The sequence below is a fragment of the Cupriavidus sp. GW823-FHT07A04 genome (assembly GCF_058794615.1).
Genome location: NZ_JBXAHA010000022.1, coordinates 1 through 13304 on the forward strand (window position 1 = coordinate 1; position 13304 = coordinate 13304).

General features: G+C 66.7%; 13 protein-coding genes and 2 pseudogenes. 11 read left to right on the forward strand and 4 right to left on the reverse strand.

Going from position 1 to position 13304, the window contains the following annotated elements:
• Positions 1-1095 precede the first annotated feature (1095 nt).
• Genes atpD through AC1Q7Q_RS31680 form a run of 9 tightly spaced genes read left to right on the forward strand, consistent with a single transcriptional unit; the run spans position 1096 to position 7959 of the window.
• Positions 1096-2571, forward strand: coding sequence for a F0F1 ATP synthase subunit beta (gene atpD / locus AC1Q7Q_RS31640; RefSeq protein ID WP_492376576.1), 1476 nt, complete (start codon positions 1096-1098; stop codon positions 2569-2571).
• Positions 2546-2956, forward strand: coding sequence for a F0F1 ATP synthase subunit epsilon (locus AC1Q7Q_RS31645; protein WP_492376575.1), 411 nt, complete (start codon positions 2546-2548; stop codon positions 2954-2956). Before atpD ends, AC1Q7Q_RS31645 begins: the two co-directional genes overlap by 26 nt.
• Positions 2953-3312: an AtpZ/AtpI family protein gene (locus AC1Q7Q_RS31650; RefSeq protein WP_492376574.1), complete on the forward strand. Its 360-nt coding sequence runs from the start codon at positions 2953-2955 to the stop codon at positions 3310-3312. The genes AC1Q7Q_RS31645 and AC1Q7Q_RS31650 overlap by 4 nt, the downstream gene beginning before the upstream one ends.
• Positions 3299-3628, forward strand: a complete 330-nt coding sequence (locus tag AC1Q7Q_RS31655) for an N-ATPase subunit AtpR (protein WP_492376573.1) — start codon at positions 3299-3301, stop codon at positions 3626-3628. Before AC1Q7Q_RS31650 ends, AC1Q7Q_RS31655 begins: the two co-directional genes overlap by 14 nt.
• Positions 3612-4313 carry a F0F1 ATP synthase subunit A gene (locus AC1Q7Q_RS31660; protein ID WP_492376572.1) on the forward strand — a complete coding sequence of 234 codons (702 nt, stop codon included), beginning with the start codon at positions 3612-3614 and terminating at the stop codon, positions 4311-4313. The genes AC1Q7Q_RS31655 and AC1Q7Q_RS31660 overlap by 17 nt, the downstream gene beginning before the upstream one ends.
• A 21-nt stretch (positions 4314-4334) precedes the next feature.
• Positions 4335-4616 (forward strand): F0F1 ATP synthase subunit C, encoded by a 282-nt coding sequence (locus AC1Q7Q_RS31665; protein ID WP_150990106.1) that lies wholly within the window; start codon positions 4335-4337, stop codon positions 4614-4616.
• A gap of 3 nt (positions 4617-4619) precedes the next feature.
• A complete protein-coding gene (locus AC1Q7Q_RS31670; protein WP_492376571.1) occupies positions 4620-5465 on the forward strand; it encodes a F0F1 ATP synthase subunit B family protein in 846 nt (281 codons plus the stop codon).
• Entirely contained in the window at positions 5462-7066 is a 1605-nt protein-coding gene (locus tag AC1Q7Q_RS31675; RefSeq protein ID WP_492376570.1) for an alternate F1F0 ATPase, F1 subunit alpha, read from the forward strand. Before AC1Q7Q_RS31670 ends, AC1Q7Q_RS31675 begins: the two co-directional genes overlap by 4 nt.
• Positions 7063-7959, forward strand: coding sequence for a F0F1 ATP synthase subunit gamma (locus AC1Q7Q_RS31680; RefSeq protein WP_492376569.1), 897 nt, complete (start codon positions 7063-7065; stop codon positions 7957-7959). The genes AC1Q7Q_RS31675 and AC1Q7Q_RS31680 overlap by 4 nt, the downstream gene beginning before the upstream one ends.
• A gap of 49 nt (positions 7960-8008) precedes the next feature.
• Here AC1Q7Q_RS31680 and AC1Q7Q_RS31685 read toward each other — a convergent pair whose 3' ends face one another.
• The 3 genes and pseudogenes from AC1Q7Q_RS31685 to AC1Q7Q_RS31695 form a co-directional block, all read right to left on the reverse strand.
• Entirely contained in the window at positions 8009-8824 is an 816-nt protein-coding gene (locus AC1Q7Q_RS31685; RefSeq protein ID WP_492376568.1) for an efflux transporter outer membrane subunit, read from the reverse strand.
• Positions 8825-8862: 38 nt separating this feature from the next.
• Positions 8863-9549 (reverse strand): annotated as a pseudogene (locus AC1Q7Q_RS31690) (ABC transporter ATP-binding protein); the annotation flags it as partial.
• A gap of 2 nt (positions 9550-9551) precedes the next feature.
• A pseudogene (locus AC1Q7Q_RS31695) lies at positions 9552-9938 on the reverse strand (FtsX-like permease family protein); the annotation flags it as partial.
• 380 nt (positions 9939-10318) lie between these two features.
• On the opposite strand from AC1Q7Q_RS31695, the gene AC1Q7Q_RS31700 reads away from it, so the two are divergent.
• Both AC1Q7Q_RS31700 and AC1Q7Q_RS31705 read left to right on the forward strand, forming a co-directional pair.
• On the forward strand, positions 10319-10522 hold the full coding sequence (locus tag AC1Q7Q_RS31700) for a YgaP family membrane protein (RefSeq protein ID WP_492376567.1): 204 nt from the start codon (positions 10319-10321) through the stop codon (positions 10520-10522).
• A 156-nt stretch (positions 10523-10678) separates the two neighbouring features.
• Positions 10679-12454 carry a PHA/PHB synthase family protein gene (locus AC1Q7Q_RS31705; RefSeq protein WP_492376566.1) on the forward strand — a complete coding sequence of 592 codons (1776 nt, stop codon included), beginning with the start codon at positions 10679-10681 and terminating at the stop codon, positions 12452-12454.
• Between the two features lie 320 nt (positions 12455-12774).
• Here AC1Q7Q_RS31705 and AC1Q7Q_RS31710 read toward each other — a convergent pair whose 3' ends face one another.
• Positions 12775-13197 (reverse strand): Hsp20/alpha crystallin family protein, encoded by a 423-nt coding sequence (locus tag AC1Q7Q_RS31710; RefSeq protein ID WP_043346129.1) that lies wholly within the window; start codon positions 13195-13197, stop codon positions 12775-12777.
• Positions 13198-13304: the final 107 nt, after the last annotated feature.

Genomic DNA, 13304 nt, shown 5'->3' on the forward strand with positions numbered 1-13304 from the left:
GGGTAAACCACAAAAAGCACGACCGCACTGACATTTCTAAATAGCCAGCCCGCCGACATTTAAAAACCGCCTAGACATTAGGTTGTAAAGGCCAAATCAGAATGTCCGCTTCCAGCCACATCAGAATGTCCTCTGGATAGACCTATACTGGTAGCGCCTGGGTTGGACGGGAGCGCGCCGTGAAGGATCGAGGGTTGATCACCATGAGTCTGCGTGAACTGGACCGGCTCAAGGTGATTCAGGCCGTCGTTGAGCACGGTCTGATGGTTTGGCGCGCGGCCGATGTTGCGCGCCTAGGCCCCGCTCGGCGCGCTACCCGTCCGTTGCGGCGCCGGCCAGGCGCCGATCCTCTGCTATATCGTTCTCAATCCCATCCCACCTCATTTACCACTATCGGCGGGACGGGAAAGGCCGGCACGCCGCTCGTGCTCAGCCCCGCCACCAGCGCCCGGCTGAGCCCGTTCGGGCGGGCGCTGCCCCGCCCGCTCCTGTGCGGGGGCACGGCGCATGGGGTAGTGGCGAGCCATCGCCAGTCGTGAAGCCTTCCTGCGGCTAGAGCGCTAGCGGCAGGCACGGCTTGCCCGCTGGAGTCATGAACTGCCCACCCGGGTCAAGGAGCCGACTTGTCCAGGGCGAGTTTTGAAATCGCGCCGGACTGCACGTCGTTCAAGCAGGCATTGCCCATGCTCAACTGGGGCCCTTCGATTCCCGCGCGGTTGACCGGGGGCCCGTGATCGGCGATATCCGCCGCCAACTGGCGGAGTTTGTCCGACGCCGGTCACGCAAGGGCGGTCGACAGGGCCCTTGAAGCGTTGCAGTCGCTGCCGCTCCACGCGCCGCAAATCAGCGATCCGATCGCACCGGCTGCGCAACGTCTTGCTTCGGTGCCACGCATGCGCTAAGTTGATCTGTATCAACTTTTCCCGGCTGGGCAAGCGCATCATTGGGCATTGCTGCACGCGCGGCGCCTGGTGTAGGCGGCATGGTGAAAACGGCAGCAAGTCACGGGCGGCTTGAGGATGATCACATGACCGGAGCAAGGACGGCGGCAGTGGCGCATCGCCGGACAGCCATGCGGGCACGGTTAGAGGCCAGGTGCCCGCATGGACCGGTTCCGCCCGCACATGGGGGCTGCCGGTGAGCGCGCGCCGGGGCGTGGTTGCCGCGGTGCGCGGCAGCGTCGTCGACGTGCGCTTCGAGGCAGGACTGCCGCCGATTCGCACCTTGCTGCGTACCGGCATGGATGGCCGGATCGCCATCGAAGTCCTGGCGCAGCGCGATGCGCGGCATGTGCGCTGCATTGCGCTGACGTCCACCCAGGGGCTGGCGCGAGGCATGGCGGTGCAGGACACCGGTGGACCGTTGCAGGCGCCGGTGGGCGCCAGCATCCTGTCGCGCATGTTCGATGTGTTCGGCCAGCCCATCGACCGGTTGCCGGCGCCGCAGCATGTCCAGTGGCGTTCGGTGCACCGGGTGCCGCCACCCCTGTCCCAGCGCTCCACGCAGTCGATGGTGTTCGAGACCGGCATCAAGGCGATCGACGTGCTGTTGCCGCTCGAAACCGGGGGCAAGGCAGGCCTGTTTGGCGGCGCGGGCGTGGGCAAGACGGTGTTGCTCACCGAGCTGATCCACAACATGGTCGGGCATCACCGGGGCGTGAGCATCTTCTGCGGCATCGGCGAGCGCTGCCGCGAGGGCGAGGAGCTTTACCACGACATGCGCGAGGCCGGCGTCCTGCAGGACATGGTCATGGTCTTCGGCCAGATGAACGAGCCTCCGGGAGCGCGCTTCCGGGTTGGCCATGCAGCGCTGACGATGGCCGAGTACTTCAGGGACGATGAGCACCGCGACGTCCTGCTGCTGATCGACAATATCTTCCGCTTTATCCAGGCCGGATCGGAGGTGTCTGGCCTGATGGGGCAGATGCCGTCGCGGCTGGGCTACCAGCCGACCATGGGCACCGAACTGTCCGGGCTGGAGGAGCGCATTGCCAACACCGACACCGGCGCCATCACCTCGATCCAGGCGGTCTATGTGCCTGCGGACGATTTCACCGACCCGGCGGCGGTGCATACCTTCTCGCACCTGTCGGCGTCCATCGTGCTGTCGCGCAAGCGCGCGAGCGAGGGCCTCTACCCTGCCGTCGACCCGCTGCAATCGAATTCCAGGATGGCCACGCCCGGCATCGTCGGCGCGCGCCACTATCGCCTGGCGCAGGATATCCGGCGCACGCTGGCGCAGTATGCGGAACTCAAGGACATCATCGCCATGCTGGGGCTGGAACAGCTCTCCCCCGCCGACCGCGGCGTCGTCGCCCGCGCCCGCCGCCTGGAGCGATTCCTGACCCAGCCGTTCTTCACCACGGAGCAGTTCACCGGCATCAAAGGCAGGACAGTCAGCCTGGCGGATTCGCTCGATGGGTGCGAGCGCATCCTGCGCGATGAGTTCAAGGACTACCCCGAAAGCGCGCTCTACATGATCGGGCCGATCGCCGAAGCGAGGGGCAAGCCCGCGCCCGCGGCGCCAGAACCAGCAAAGGAGAGCCATGCCGCCAGATCGCATGCTGCTTGAGATACTGCTGCCCTTCCGGGTCTTCCTGCGCAAGCGCGATGTGTTGCGCATCGTGGCGGAGACCGCCGGGGGGGCGTTCGGCATGCTGCCGCATCGCCTCGATTGCGTCGCGGCGCTCGCACCCGGCATCCTGACCTTCGAAACGCTGGCCGATGGCGAAGTGTTTATCGCGGTCGATGACGGTGTGCTGGTCAAGACCGGCCTCGATGTGCGCGTGTCGGTGCGCCGCGCCATGGCGGGCGCCGACCTGGCCACGCTGCGCGACACCGTGGAGCGCGAGTTCCTGGCCCAGGACGAGCAGGCGCGCAGCCTGCGCACGGTCATGGCCAAGCTGGAGACGGGCTTTCTTGCGCGCTTCGCCAAGCTTCACAAGCCGTCGCCATGACCGACCCACCGCCCGGCGGGCCGCCCAAGCCCGCGCCCACGCTGGCAGGCAAAGTGGGCGCCAAGGCGCAGCGCAAGCTCAGGGCGCGGCGCCAGGGCGTGCCGGGGGTTTGGTTCGGGCTGGGCATGATGGGGTTGGTCGGCTGGTCGGTGGTAGTGCCGACGCTGCTCGGCGCGGCGCTGGGCATCTGGCTGGACAAGCACTATCCCGGCCGGCACGCATGGACGCTGGCGCTGCTGGTGGCCGGCCTGGTGCTCGGCTGCTTCAATGCGTGGCACTGGGTCGCCAAGGAGGACCGCGCCATGCGGCGAGACCAAGGCCAGGACCAGGAGGAGAAAGACGATGCGGATACATGACGTGGCGGCATTGCTGCTTGCGGCCCTCGCGGGTGGTGCACTTGGTGGCTTTTTTTTCGGCGGCCTGTGGTGGACGGTCCGCCGGACGCTTTCATCCGGTCAGTCGGCCCTATGGCTGCTGGGCAGCCTGCTGCTGCGCATGGGCGTCACGCTGCTCGGCTTCTACGCCGTCGGCGCGGGGCAATGGGAGCGGATGGCTGCCTGCCTGGCTGGTTTCGCGGTGGCGCGCGTGGCGGTGACATGGATGACGGCGCGATGGGCGGACCACCGCCGCGCCCCGGCGCCTCGGGAGACGGGCCATGCGCCTCAGCCCTGACCAGTGGATCTTCTGGCAGCACGGCTTCGTCAAGCTCAACGGCACGATCCTTTTCACCTGGGTGCTGATGGGGGTGCTGACCCTGGGCTCCTGGCTGGTCACGCGCCGGCTCTCGTTGGGCCACCGCCGCTCGCGCTGGCAGAACCTGCTTGAAATCATCGTGACCGGGATCGCGCAGCAAATCGCGGAAGTCGGCCTGCGCCAGCCGCACAAGTATCTCGGTTTCCTGGGCACCCTGTTCCTGTTCGTCGCCGCGGCCAGCCTGTTTACCATCGTTCCCGGCTACGAGCCGCCCACCGGATCGCTGTCGACCACGCTGGCGCTGGCGTTGTGCGTGTTCGTGGCGGTGCCGCTGTACGGCATCCGCGACCAGGGGCTGCGCGGCTACCTGAAGTCCTACCTCGAGCCGACCTTGATGATGCTGCCGTTCAACATCATCAGCGAACTGTCGCGCACGCTGGCGCTGGCTGTTCGCCTGTTCGGCAACATGATGAGCGGAGCCATGATCATCGCCATCCTGGTGACGATCACGCCGTTCCTGTTTCCCATCGTGATGACCGCGCTCGGCCTGCTTACCGGCATGGTGCAGGCTTATATCTTCAGCATCCTGGCCGCGGTCTATCTCGCGGCGGCCACGCATGACGGCAAGGCGGAGCCAGGCCTGCCGATCGAAAAGACACCCTGAACCCGACCAAGGAACCATCCCATGGACAGCCTGACAATCATCGCGGTGGCATCGATCGCCATGGCCGGCCTTTGCACCGGCTTCGGCTGCATGGGGCCCGCGCTCGCGGAAGGCCGGGCGGTAGCGACGGCGCTGACGTCGCTGGCGCAGCAGCCCGATGCATCGGCCACGATCACGCGCACGCTCTTCGTCGGCCTGGCGATGATCGAGTCGACGGCGATCTACTGCTTCGTCGTCTCGATGATCCTGATCTTTGCCAACCCCTTCTGGAACGCCGCCATCGCCCGCGCGGTGGCCAGGTAAGCCATGCTGATCGACTGGTTCACCGTGGGCGCGCAGGCGCTCAACTTCGTCATCCTCGTCTGGCTGCTGAAGCGCTTTCTTTACCAGCCAGTGCTTGACGCCATCGACGCCCGCGAAGGCAGGATCGCCAGGCAGATCGCCGACGCCTGCGCCAGGGAGGCCGAGGCGCGCAAGCAAGGCGAGGCGTTCCAGCAGAAGACCGATGCGTTCGAGCGCGAGCGCGCTGCGCTGCTGGCACAGGCGGCTGGCGATGCCGAGACGCAGCGCCGGCAGTGGCTGGAAGCAGCGCGCCAGGCTGCGGACGCGCTTGCCGCAAAACGGCAGGACGCGCTGCGCAGCGAAGCCGGGCAACTGACGCAGGCGCTTGGCGACCTGGCGCGGCGCGAGGTGTTTGCCATCGCGCGCCGGGCGCTCGCGGACCTGGCCTCGGCGAGCCTGGAAGAACGCGTGGCCGACGTCTTCATCCGCCGTCTGCGTGCGCTCGACGAGCCGGCGAGAGCCAGTCTTGCGGCCGCGTTCGGGCAGCCGGCGGCGCACGCGGTGGTGCGCGGTGCGTTCGCGCTGCCTGCCGCACAGCGCGCCGCCATCCAGGCGGCGGTGGATGACATCCTGGGCACTGCCATCCCCTTGCAGTTCGACACGGCTCCGGAACTGGTGAGCGGCATCGAACTCATCGTCGGCGGCCAGAAGCTGGCGTGGAGCATCGATGGCTATCTCGGCTCGCTGGAGCATGCCGTGAGCGAGCTGCTGAGCCCGGAGAACGCGGTGATGCATGCCGGGCCCGAGCCGGAATCCGTGCCGCAGCCCGCGCCGAAGCCAGTGCCAAAGCCCGAGGCCAGCCAGCCATGACCGTCGCGCTTACCCCGCCGCAAACCGCCATCGAACGGGCGTTCGCCGCCATGGGCGAGGCGCGCAGCCGCTTCGTGCCGGCACTAGCGGCGCAGGAGGTGGGTACGATCGTCAGCGTGGCCACGGGCGTCGCGCAAGTCCGCGGCCTGCCTGGCATCGGCTATGACGAGCTGGTGCGCTTTCCCGGCGACGTGTACGGCATTGCATTCAATGTCGATGAAGACGAGGTCGGCGTGGTGCTGCTCGACGACTACTGGAGGCTGCGGGCCGGCGACCAGGTCGAGCGCACGGGCCGCGTGATGGACGTGGCCGTGGGCAAGATGCTGCTCGGGCGCGTGATCGATCCGCTCGGCCGCCCGCTCGATGGCCTCGGGCCGCTCGCGGCCAGCGCGCGGTTGCCGATCGAGCGCCCGGCCGCGCCCATCATGGAGCGCGCGGCGGTCACGGTGCCGCTGCAGACCGGCGTGAAAGTCATCGATGCGCTGATTCCCATCGGGCGAGGCCAGCGCGAGCTGATCCTGGGGGACCGCCAGACCGGCAAGACCGCCATCGCCATCGATACCATCCTGAACCAGCGCGGCCAGGACGTCGTGTGCGTGTATTGCGCCATCGGCCAGCGCGCCTCGGCCGTTGCCAAGGCGGTGGCGACCCTGCGCGCCAAGGGGGCGATGGACTATACCGTCGTGGTCGTCACCGAAGGCAACCAGCCACCGGGGCTGGCCTATATCGCACCGTATGCCGCCACCAGCATCGCCGAGCACTTCATGGAGGCCGGGCGGGACGTGCTGATCGTCTACGACGACCTCACCCAGCACGCCCGCGCCTACCGCGAGCTTTCGCTGCTGCTGCGCCGCCCGCCCGGCCGCGAGGCTTTCCCGGGGGACATCTTTTATATCCATTCGCGGCTGCTGGAGCGGGCCACGCACCTCGCCGCCGAGCGCGGTGGTGGCTCCATTACCGCGCTGCCGATCATCGAGACCGAGGCGCAAGACATGTCGGCTTACATCCCGACCAACCTGATCTCGATCACCGACGGCCAGGTCTATCTGTCGCCTACGCTGTTCGCGCTTGGCGTGCTGCCCGCGGTGGATGTCGGCAAGTCGGTGTCGCGCGTGGGCGGCAAGGCGCAGCGGGGCAGCTTTCGCGCGGTGGCCGGCGATCTCAAGCTCGCCTACGCGCAGTTCGAGGAACTCGAGACGTTTTCTCGTTTCGGCGCCAGGCTCGATGATGACAGCCGCCAGTCCATCGCGCACGGCCAGCGCATTCGCGCCTGCCTGATGCAGCCCGAATCGGACCCGGTCCCGGTGCCTGCGCAGATCGCCATCCTGAGCGCGCTGACCGCGCGGCTGTTCGATGCCGTGCCGCTGGACCGGATGCAGGACGCGCAGCTAGCAGTGCGCGCCGCGGCGGCGAGCATCCCACCGGCGATAACCGCCCGCTTCGAGGCCGCGGGCAAGCCGGACGAGGCGGATGGCCAGGCAGTGACCGCGCTCGTCCGCGCCGCCCTTGCGCAGTTCCAGGCCGGTGCCGATACCGGTACCAATAGCGAGGCCGGGCTCGAAGCGCAGGCACGCTCTCCGGCAGAGGGGTGGAGGCAATGAGCGACTCGGCCGCCACGCTGCGGCACCAGATCGGCAGCGCCACGGATCTGCAAGCCGTTGTTCGCACCATGCGCGCGCTGGCCGCCTCCAGCATCAGCCAGTACGAACAGTCCGTGCTGGCGCTGGGCGACTACCGCCGCGCGGTGAGCCTTGGTCTTTGGGCATGCCTGCGCACGCTGGCGCCCGCCGGTCTAACGCCGGGGCAAAGCAAGCCTGCCTCAACGGGAGCGGTCGGCGCCATCGTGTTCGGCTCCGACCAGGGGCTGGTGGGCCAGTTCAACGAGGTGATCGTCGACCATGCGCTCAAAACGCTCCTGGCCATGCCCGGAAAGCGAGAGGTCTGGGCCGTCGGCGAGCGGGTGCGGGCTCGCCTGGCCAGCGCCGGCGTGAGCGTGGCCGGCACCTATGCGGTGCCCGGCTCGGTCGAGGCCATTGCCCCGCTGGTCGACCGGCTGCAGCTCGATACGGAAACACACCCGAGCCAGGCCGCGCAGCCTCGGATCTACGTCTTCTACAATCAGCCAAGGCCGGGCGCCCTCTTCCAGCCCGTGGAGCAGCGCCTGTTGCCGCTTGACGCGCAATGGCTGGCCGGGTTGCTGGCACAGCGCTGGCCAACGCCGAATCCGCCGGAAGTGATCGGGGGCGGCACTGCCACGATGCGCGCGCTGATCCGCGAGCACCTTTTTATCTCGCTGTTCAGCGCCTGCGCCGAATCGCTGGCGAGCGAGAACGCCAGCCGCCTGGCTGCGATGGAGCGGGCCGACAAGAACATCGACGAACTGCTCGCCAGCCTTCGCGGCCGGTTTCACAGCGAGCGGCAAAGCGCGATCGACGAGGAACTGTTCGATGTGGTGGCTGGCTACGAGGCGCTGTCGGAGGATGACATTGGCTGAATGGCGCCATCACGAAACGGTAGTCCTGAGCGCCTGCCCTGCCTGGACACTAGGTGCTGGCGTCCCAGCCCCCGCCCAGCGCCAGGAACAAGGCCACGGTGTCCTGCAGCCGCTGGGTCCTGGCTTGCAGGTAGCCGATATCGGCCTGGTGAAACTGTGCATCCGCCACCAGTACCTGCAAGTAGCCGGCGGTGCCGGCCTGGAAGTTGGCCTGGACCTCCTGCAAGGCCTCATGGGCGAGATCCCGCGCATGCCGCGTGGCCTCGACCAGCTCACCATCGTGGTCCAGGGCACGCAATGCGTCTGCCACCTGTCCAAACGCAGCCAGCACCACCTGACGGTAGCCGGCCTGCGCCGCGTCCATCTGCGCCAGGGCGGCTTGCTGCCGGTAGTACAGTTCGCCGCCATGGAACAGCGGCGCTGTGAGGCCCGCCCCCAGGCTCCAGACTGCGCTGCCGCCGCCAAACAGCGTCCCGGTCTGCAAGCTCTCGCGGCCATAGCCAGCACTCAGGGTAATGGCGGGAAACATGGCGGCGGTGGCCACGCCCACCTCGGCGCTGGCGACGTGGAGCTGCGCTTCGGCCAGCAGCACATCGGGACGGCGCCGGACCAGTTCCGCCGGCAGCAGCCGGGGAATGTCCGCCGGCAAGCGCAGGGTCTCCAGCGTCACGGCAACCGGTTCGCCCTCGGCAGGGTAATGGCCAGACAGGGTCGCCTCCAGATGATCGGCCTGCTCCAGCTTTTGCCGCAACGGCGGCAGCGTCGCCTCCAGCGCGGCAAGCTGCACCGCCAGGCTCAGTTCGCTGGCGTGTGCTGTCGTGCCGGCCTGCACCTGCGCGCGCGTGATCTCCACCTGCTTGCGCACCAGGGCCGCCAGCTCGGTGGTGGACTGGATCTGTGCTCTCCCCGCTCGATGCCCTTGAGCTTGCCATCTTCCATATCGAGGATGCGGGTGGCCATGTCGAAGATGCGGGCATCGTGGGTGACGATCACGATGCAGCGCTTGTCGTTGAGGATATGCACCTTGACGAACTCCATGATGGCGTGGCCGGTGTCGCCGTCCAGCGAGGCCGTGGGCTCGTCGAGAATCAGGATGTCGGGCTGGCTGACAATGGCACGGGCGATGGCGACGCGCTGCTGCTCGCCGCCGCTGAGCTTGATCGGCGGCAACTGGGCGCGGTTGGCAAGCCCGACGATCTCCAGGTAGCGCTTGGCTTCGTTCAGCGCATCGTTCCAGTCGCGGCCTTTGAGAATCAGCGGGATCGCCACGTTTTCCAGCGTGGTCAGGCGCCCAAACAGGTGGAAGTCCTGGAACACGAAGCCGATCCTGGCGAGGCGGAAAGCCGCCAGCGCATCGTTGTCCATCTGCCAGATACTGGTGCCGTCGATCACCACCTCGCCACCGTCCGGGCGCAGGATGCCGGAGATCACGCTCAGCAGCGTGGTCTTGCCACTGCCGGATGGGCCTACGATAAACAGGATCTCGCCGAAGTACGCCTCGAAGGTGACCTGCCTGAGCGCATTGGTCCGGGCCTCGCCTTCGCCAAACCATTTGTCCAGCGCCTTTGCGGCAATGGCAACGCGCGGCATGCTTACCCCCGGAAGATATCGAAGGGTTCGATGCGCAGCACCTTGCGCACTCCGATATAACCGGACACCGCAGCGATCACGATCACCATCACCAGCGCGAGGCCCAGGTTATAGAACGTGATCATGGCGGCGTAGTCGGGGATACGCAGCCGCGCCAGGCTGATCAGGATGGCGCACAGCCCAATGCCCAGGCCGTACGCGGTGAAAGCCGCCTGGAACACGATCATCGCCACCAGTTCGTGCCCCTTGGCGCCGATGGCCTTGAGTGCGCCGAACTTCTCCAGGTTCTCGAGGATAAAGGTGTAGAACGTCTGCCCGGAGATCGACAGCCCGACGATAAAGCTGATCACGGTCATCAGCAGGATATTGGTGCCGAGCCCGGTCTTGAATGTGATCCCGACCAGCAAGCCGGTGAATTTGGCCCGGTCGTTGACCAGCTGCTTGTAGGCGAGTTTGAGGATACCGGGCACCATGTTCTTGCTTTCTTGGCCGTGTGCTGCGCAGGGGCATCAAGGCATGCTGGTGCCGTGTACTCAGTCTAGTGTCGGGCGCCTGGTGGCCTTTGACGCAGATCAATCTCGCCTGTGGCGCGGCCGGTGACACCGGAGTTGCGTGCAATCCAGCACTAGTACTAGTACGCGTCAAAGTTGCCATAGATCAAGGCCACCGGCAGCCATCCGGCTATATTGGGCTCGTGCAGCCGCCGGATCGCGAAACGAACCCGGCAACGCCGCACCTGCATTTAACGGGCTATCGAAAGGAGGACGCTGTGCAAACCAATATCGGTGCGGTTGACCGCACGCTCAGGATCGTTGTCGGCCTGGCCCTGATCGGCCTTGCCGTCACCGGCACGATCGGCGTGTGGGGATGGATCGGCGTGATCCCGGTCCTGACAGGGCTCGTCCGCATCTGTCCCCTCTACAGCCTGCTCGGCGTCAAGACCTGCCCGGCCTCAGGCGGAAACCCCGACTGATCCTGCCGGCCTGCGCCGGTGGCCCCTGTCGGCAGGCTTGGGGCGCCCGGCAGTGGTCGCGGCGCCGGTTACCTTCCTGTGCTCCGATGACGCAGCACTTGTCACCGGCGCCTATATCGCCATCCATGGCGGGCAGCACATGCAATGAACGCACCGATGCCAACCCGTGAACCTGCCGCTGCACCCGAGGCGGAATGCGGCTGCGCTCCCATCGAGGCTGTACCGGACCAGCTCGACGAGCAAGTGCGCTCTACGCTGGCCTGCGCGACGCAAGGCATGTCGCTTGCCTCGTTCTGGCTGGCCGGACTGGACTGGGCATTGCACCTGGCCGTCTCCCCTGGCAAGGTCGACACGTCCCTGGGAGAGTGGATAAGCGCAATGATTGCCGCGACGGGCGGCATGTGGCCTGGTCCGGCCACTGCGCAACCAGCGCCCGGCGCGACGGCGCCGCCGTCCGACCTGCGTTTCGCCGACCCCGCCTGGTCGCAGTGGCCTTTCCGCTTCTGGCGCGATGCCTTTCACAACAACGAGGCGCTATGGGCGTCGCTGACGCATGGGCTGCGTGGCGTATCCCCGCACCATGAGCGGATCGTGTCGTTCTGCGCGCGGCAGATGCTCGATACCTGCTCGCCCGGCAATGCCTGGTGGCTGAATCCCGTGGTGCTGCAGGCCACGGCTGCCAGCGCCGGCGGCAATTTCCTCAACGGGGCCCAGCACTGGCTGCACGATATGCAGGACGTGGTGGCGGACCTGTCGCGCGACCCGAAGCTGCGTCGCCCGCCCACCTTCAAGGTAGGACGGGATGTCGCCGTTACGCCCGGCAAGGTGGTGTTCCGCAATGCCCTGATCGAGCTGATCCAGTACGCGCCAGCCAGCGCCGAGGTATGGCGGGAGCCAGTGCTGATCGTGCCCTCCTGGATCATGAAGTACTACATCCTGGACTTGCAGCCGCGTGACTCGATGGTGCGCTTCCTGGTCGAGCAAGGCCACACGGTCTTCATGATCTCGTGGAAGAACCCGGGTGCCGATGCGCGCGACCTCGGGCTTGACGATTACCTGCGCCTCGGCGTGCGGGCCGCCTTGCACGCGGTGCAGGAGCGCTACCCCGATACGCGCATCCACGCCGCCGGCTATTGCCTGGGCGGCACGCTGCTGTCGATCTGCGCAGCGGCGCTTAGCCGCGACGACAGTGGCTTGCCCCTGCAAAGCCTGACCTTGTTCGCCAGCGAAACGGACTTCACCGAGCCAGGAGAACTCGGCCTGTTCATCGACAGCAGCGCCTTGTCCACGCTGGACGCGATGATGCGCCAGCAAGGTTACCTGGACGGTCCCCAGATGGCAGCCGCTTTCCAGATGCTGCATTCGCGCGACCTGGTCTGGTCCCGCATGATGAGCGAGTACCTGCTCGGCAAGCGGCTGCGCCCGAACGACCTGGTGTCGTGGAACCGGGACGTCACCCGCCTGCCCTTTCGCATGCATTCGGAGTGCCTGCACAAGCTGTTCCTCAACAACGACCTGGCGGAAGGACGCTATTGCGTGGATGGCCGCCCCGTCGCCCTGTCGGACATCGGCATGCCGATCTTCGCGGTCGGCACGGAGCATGACCATGTCTCGCCCTGGCGCTCGGTCTACAAGCTGCATTTGCTGACGTCGGCGCCGTTGACGTTCCTGCTGACCTCGGGCGGCCACAATGCCGGCATCGTGGCCGACCCTTCGCATCCCGGCCGCCGATACCGGGTGGAAACGCGCGCGGCGCAGGCAACCTATGGCAGCCCCGAACGCTACCTCTCGACTGCGCAACGGCATAAGGGATCCTGGTGGCCCTGCTGGCAGGGCTGGCTGGCGTCGCACTCCACTGGACGGGTCCCCGCGCGCGACGCGGCGCACGGCGCGCTCGCCGACGCCCCCGGGAGCTACGTGCTGGAGGGCTAGGAATAAGCGTGCCTCCCGGCTTGAGCACACGCAACGCGGCCTCAAAGGTCCCTTGCATGCCCGGTGCCTCAATGTGGCCGCGTCGACGCCCCGTTCACCGGTCAGCCTCAGGATCCCGCAGCAACTCTCGCTCGATCCATTGCCGCGGGGGGCGCTCGCAGCCGGCTCGACATGCGCCACGAAGTGCCGTGGATGCGCAGTCGGGATCCACGCCGAGCGCGACCAGCACGGTCCGGTGGTCCATGATGTGCTCTGTGCATCGGCTGCATCGGCTGCGTTGGCTGTATTAACGCCCGTGGGCGGCCCCGGAAAACACCATGTCAGCGGATCGTCACACGCTGTTGCGGCGAGGCTTCTTTCTTGGGCAGTACCACCCGAAGGACACCGTTCTCGTAGCTGGCATCCACCTTGCTTTCGTCCACGGAACTGTCCAGGGTAAAGGCGCGTTGCATCGAGCCACTGTAGCGCTCACGCCGGATCACACGTTCGCCTTCCTTCTGCTCGGAAGACTTTTCCACCTTGGCCGAGATCATCACCGTGCCGCGATCGACGGACACCTCGATATCTTCCTTCCTGGCGCCGGGAATCTCGGCGACCACGTTGTAGGCCTTGTCAGACTCGGTCACATCGACCTTGAACGCGAATCCTCCTTCATAGTTGCCGCGAAACGCGCGCAACATGCCTTGCAGCATGTCCCCAACCGGTTCGATCGACAGCGGATCGTGAATCCTGAGATTGCTCATTGTCGCCTCCTTGGAGTGAAGGGCCCGCATGAGGAGCGGACCGCCACTTCATGGTGGCACAGCGCGCCTGCCGCATCTTGTCCCAGATCAAGCGCGGTGTTGCCCGG

Excerpts from the sequence above, each read along its gene's own strand:
- AC1Q7Q_RS31650 (WP_492376574.1), top strand. The coding sequence starts at position 2,953 with ATGACCGACCCACCGCCCGGCGGGCCGCCCAAGCCCGCGCCCACGCTG.
- AC1Q7Q_RS31660 (WP_492376572.1), top strand. The coding sequence starts at position 3,612 with ATGCGCCTCAGCCCTGACCAGTGGATCTTCTGGCAGCACGGCTTCGTC.
- AC1Q7Q_RS31710 (WP_043346129.1), bottom strand. The coding sequence starts at position 13,197 with ATGAGCAATCTCAGGATTCACGATCCGCTGTCGATCGAACCGGTTGGG.
- AC1Q7Q_RS31645 (WP_492376575.1), top strand. The coding sequence starts at position 2,546 with ATGCCGCCAGATCGCATGCTGCTTGAGATACTGCTGCCCTTCCGGGTC.
- AC1Q7Q_RS31655 (WP_492376573.1), top strand. The coding sequence starts at position 3,299 with ATGCGGATACATGACGTGGCGGCATTGCTGCTTGCGGCCCTCGCGGGT.
- AC1Q7Q_RS31705 (WP_492376566.1), top strand. The coding sequence starts at position 10,679 with ATGCCAACCCGTGAACCTGCCGCTGCACCCGAGGCGGAATGCGGCTGC.
- AC1Q7Q_RS31675 (WP_492376570.1), top strand. The coding sequence starts at position 5,462 with ATGACCGTCGCGCTTACCCCGCCGCAAACCGCCATCGAACGGGCGTTC.
- AC1Q7Q_RS31670 (WP_492376571.1), top strand. The coding sequence starts at position 4,620 with ATGCTGATCGACTGGTTCACCGTGGGCGCGCAGGCGCTCAACTTCGTC.
- AC1Q7Q_RS31665 (WP_150990106.1), top strand. The coding sequence starts at position 4,335 with ATGGACAGCCTGACAATCATCGCGGTGGCATCGATCGCCATGGCCGGC.
- AC1Q7Q_RS31680 (WP_492376569.1), top strand. The coding sequence starts at position 7,063 with ATGAGCGACTCGGCCGCCACGCTGCGGCACCAGATCGGCAGCGCCACG.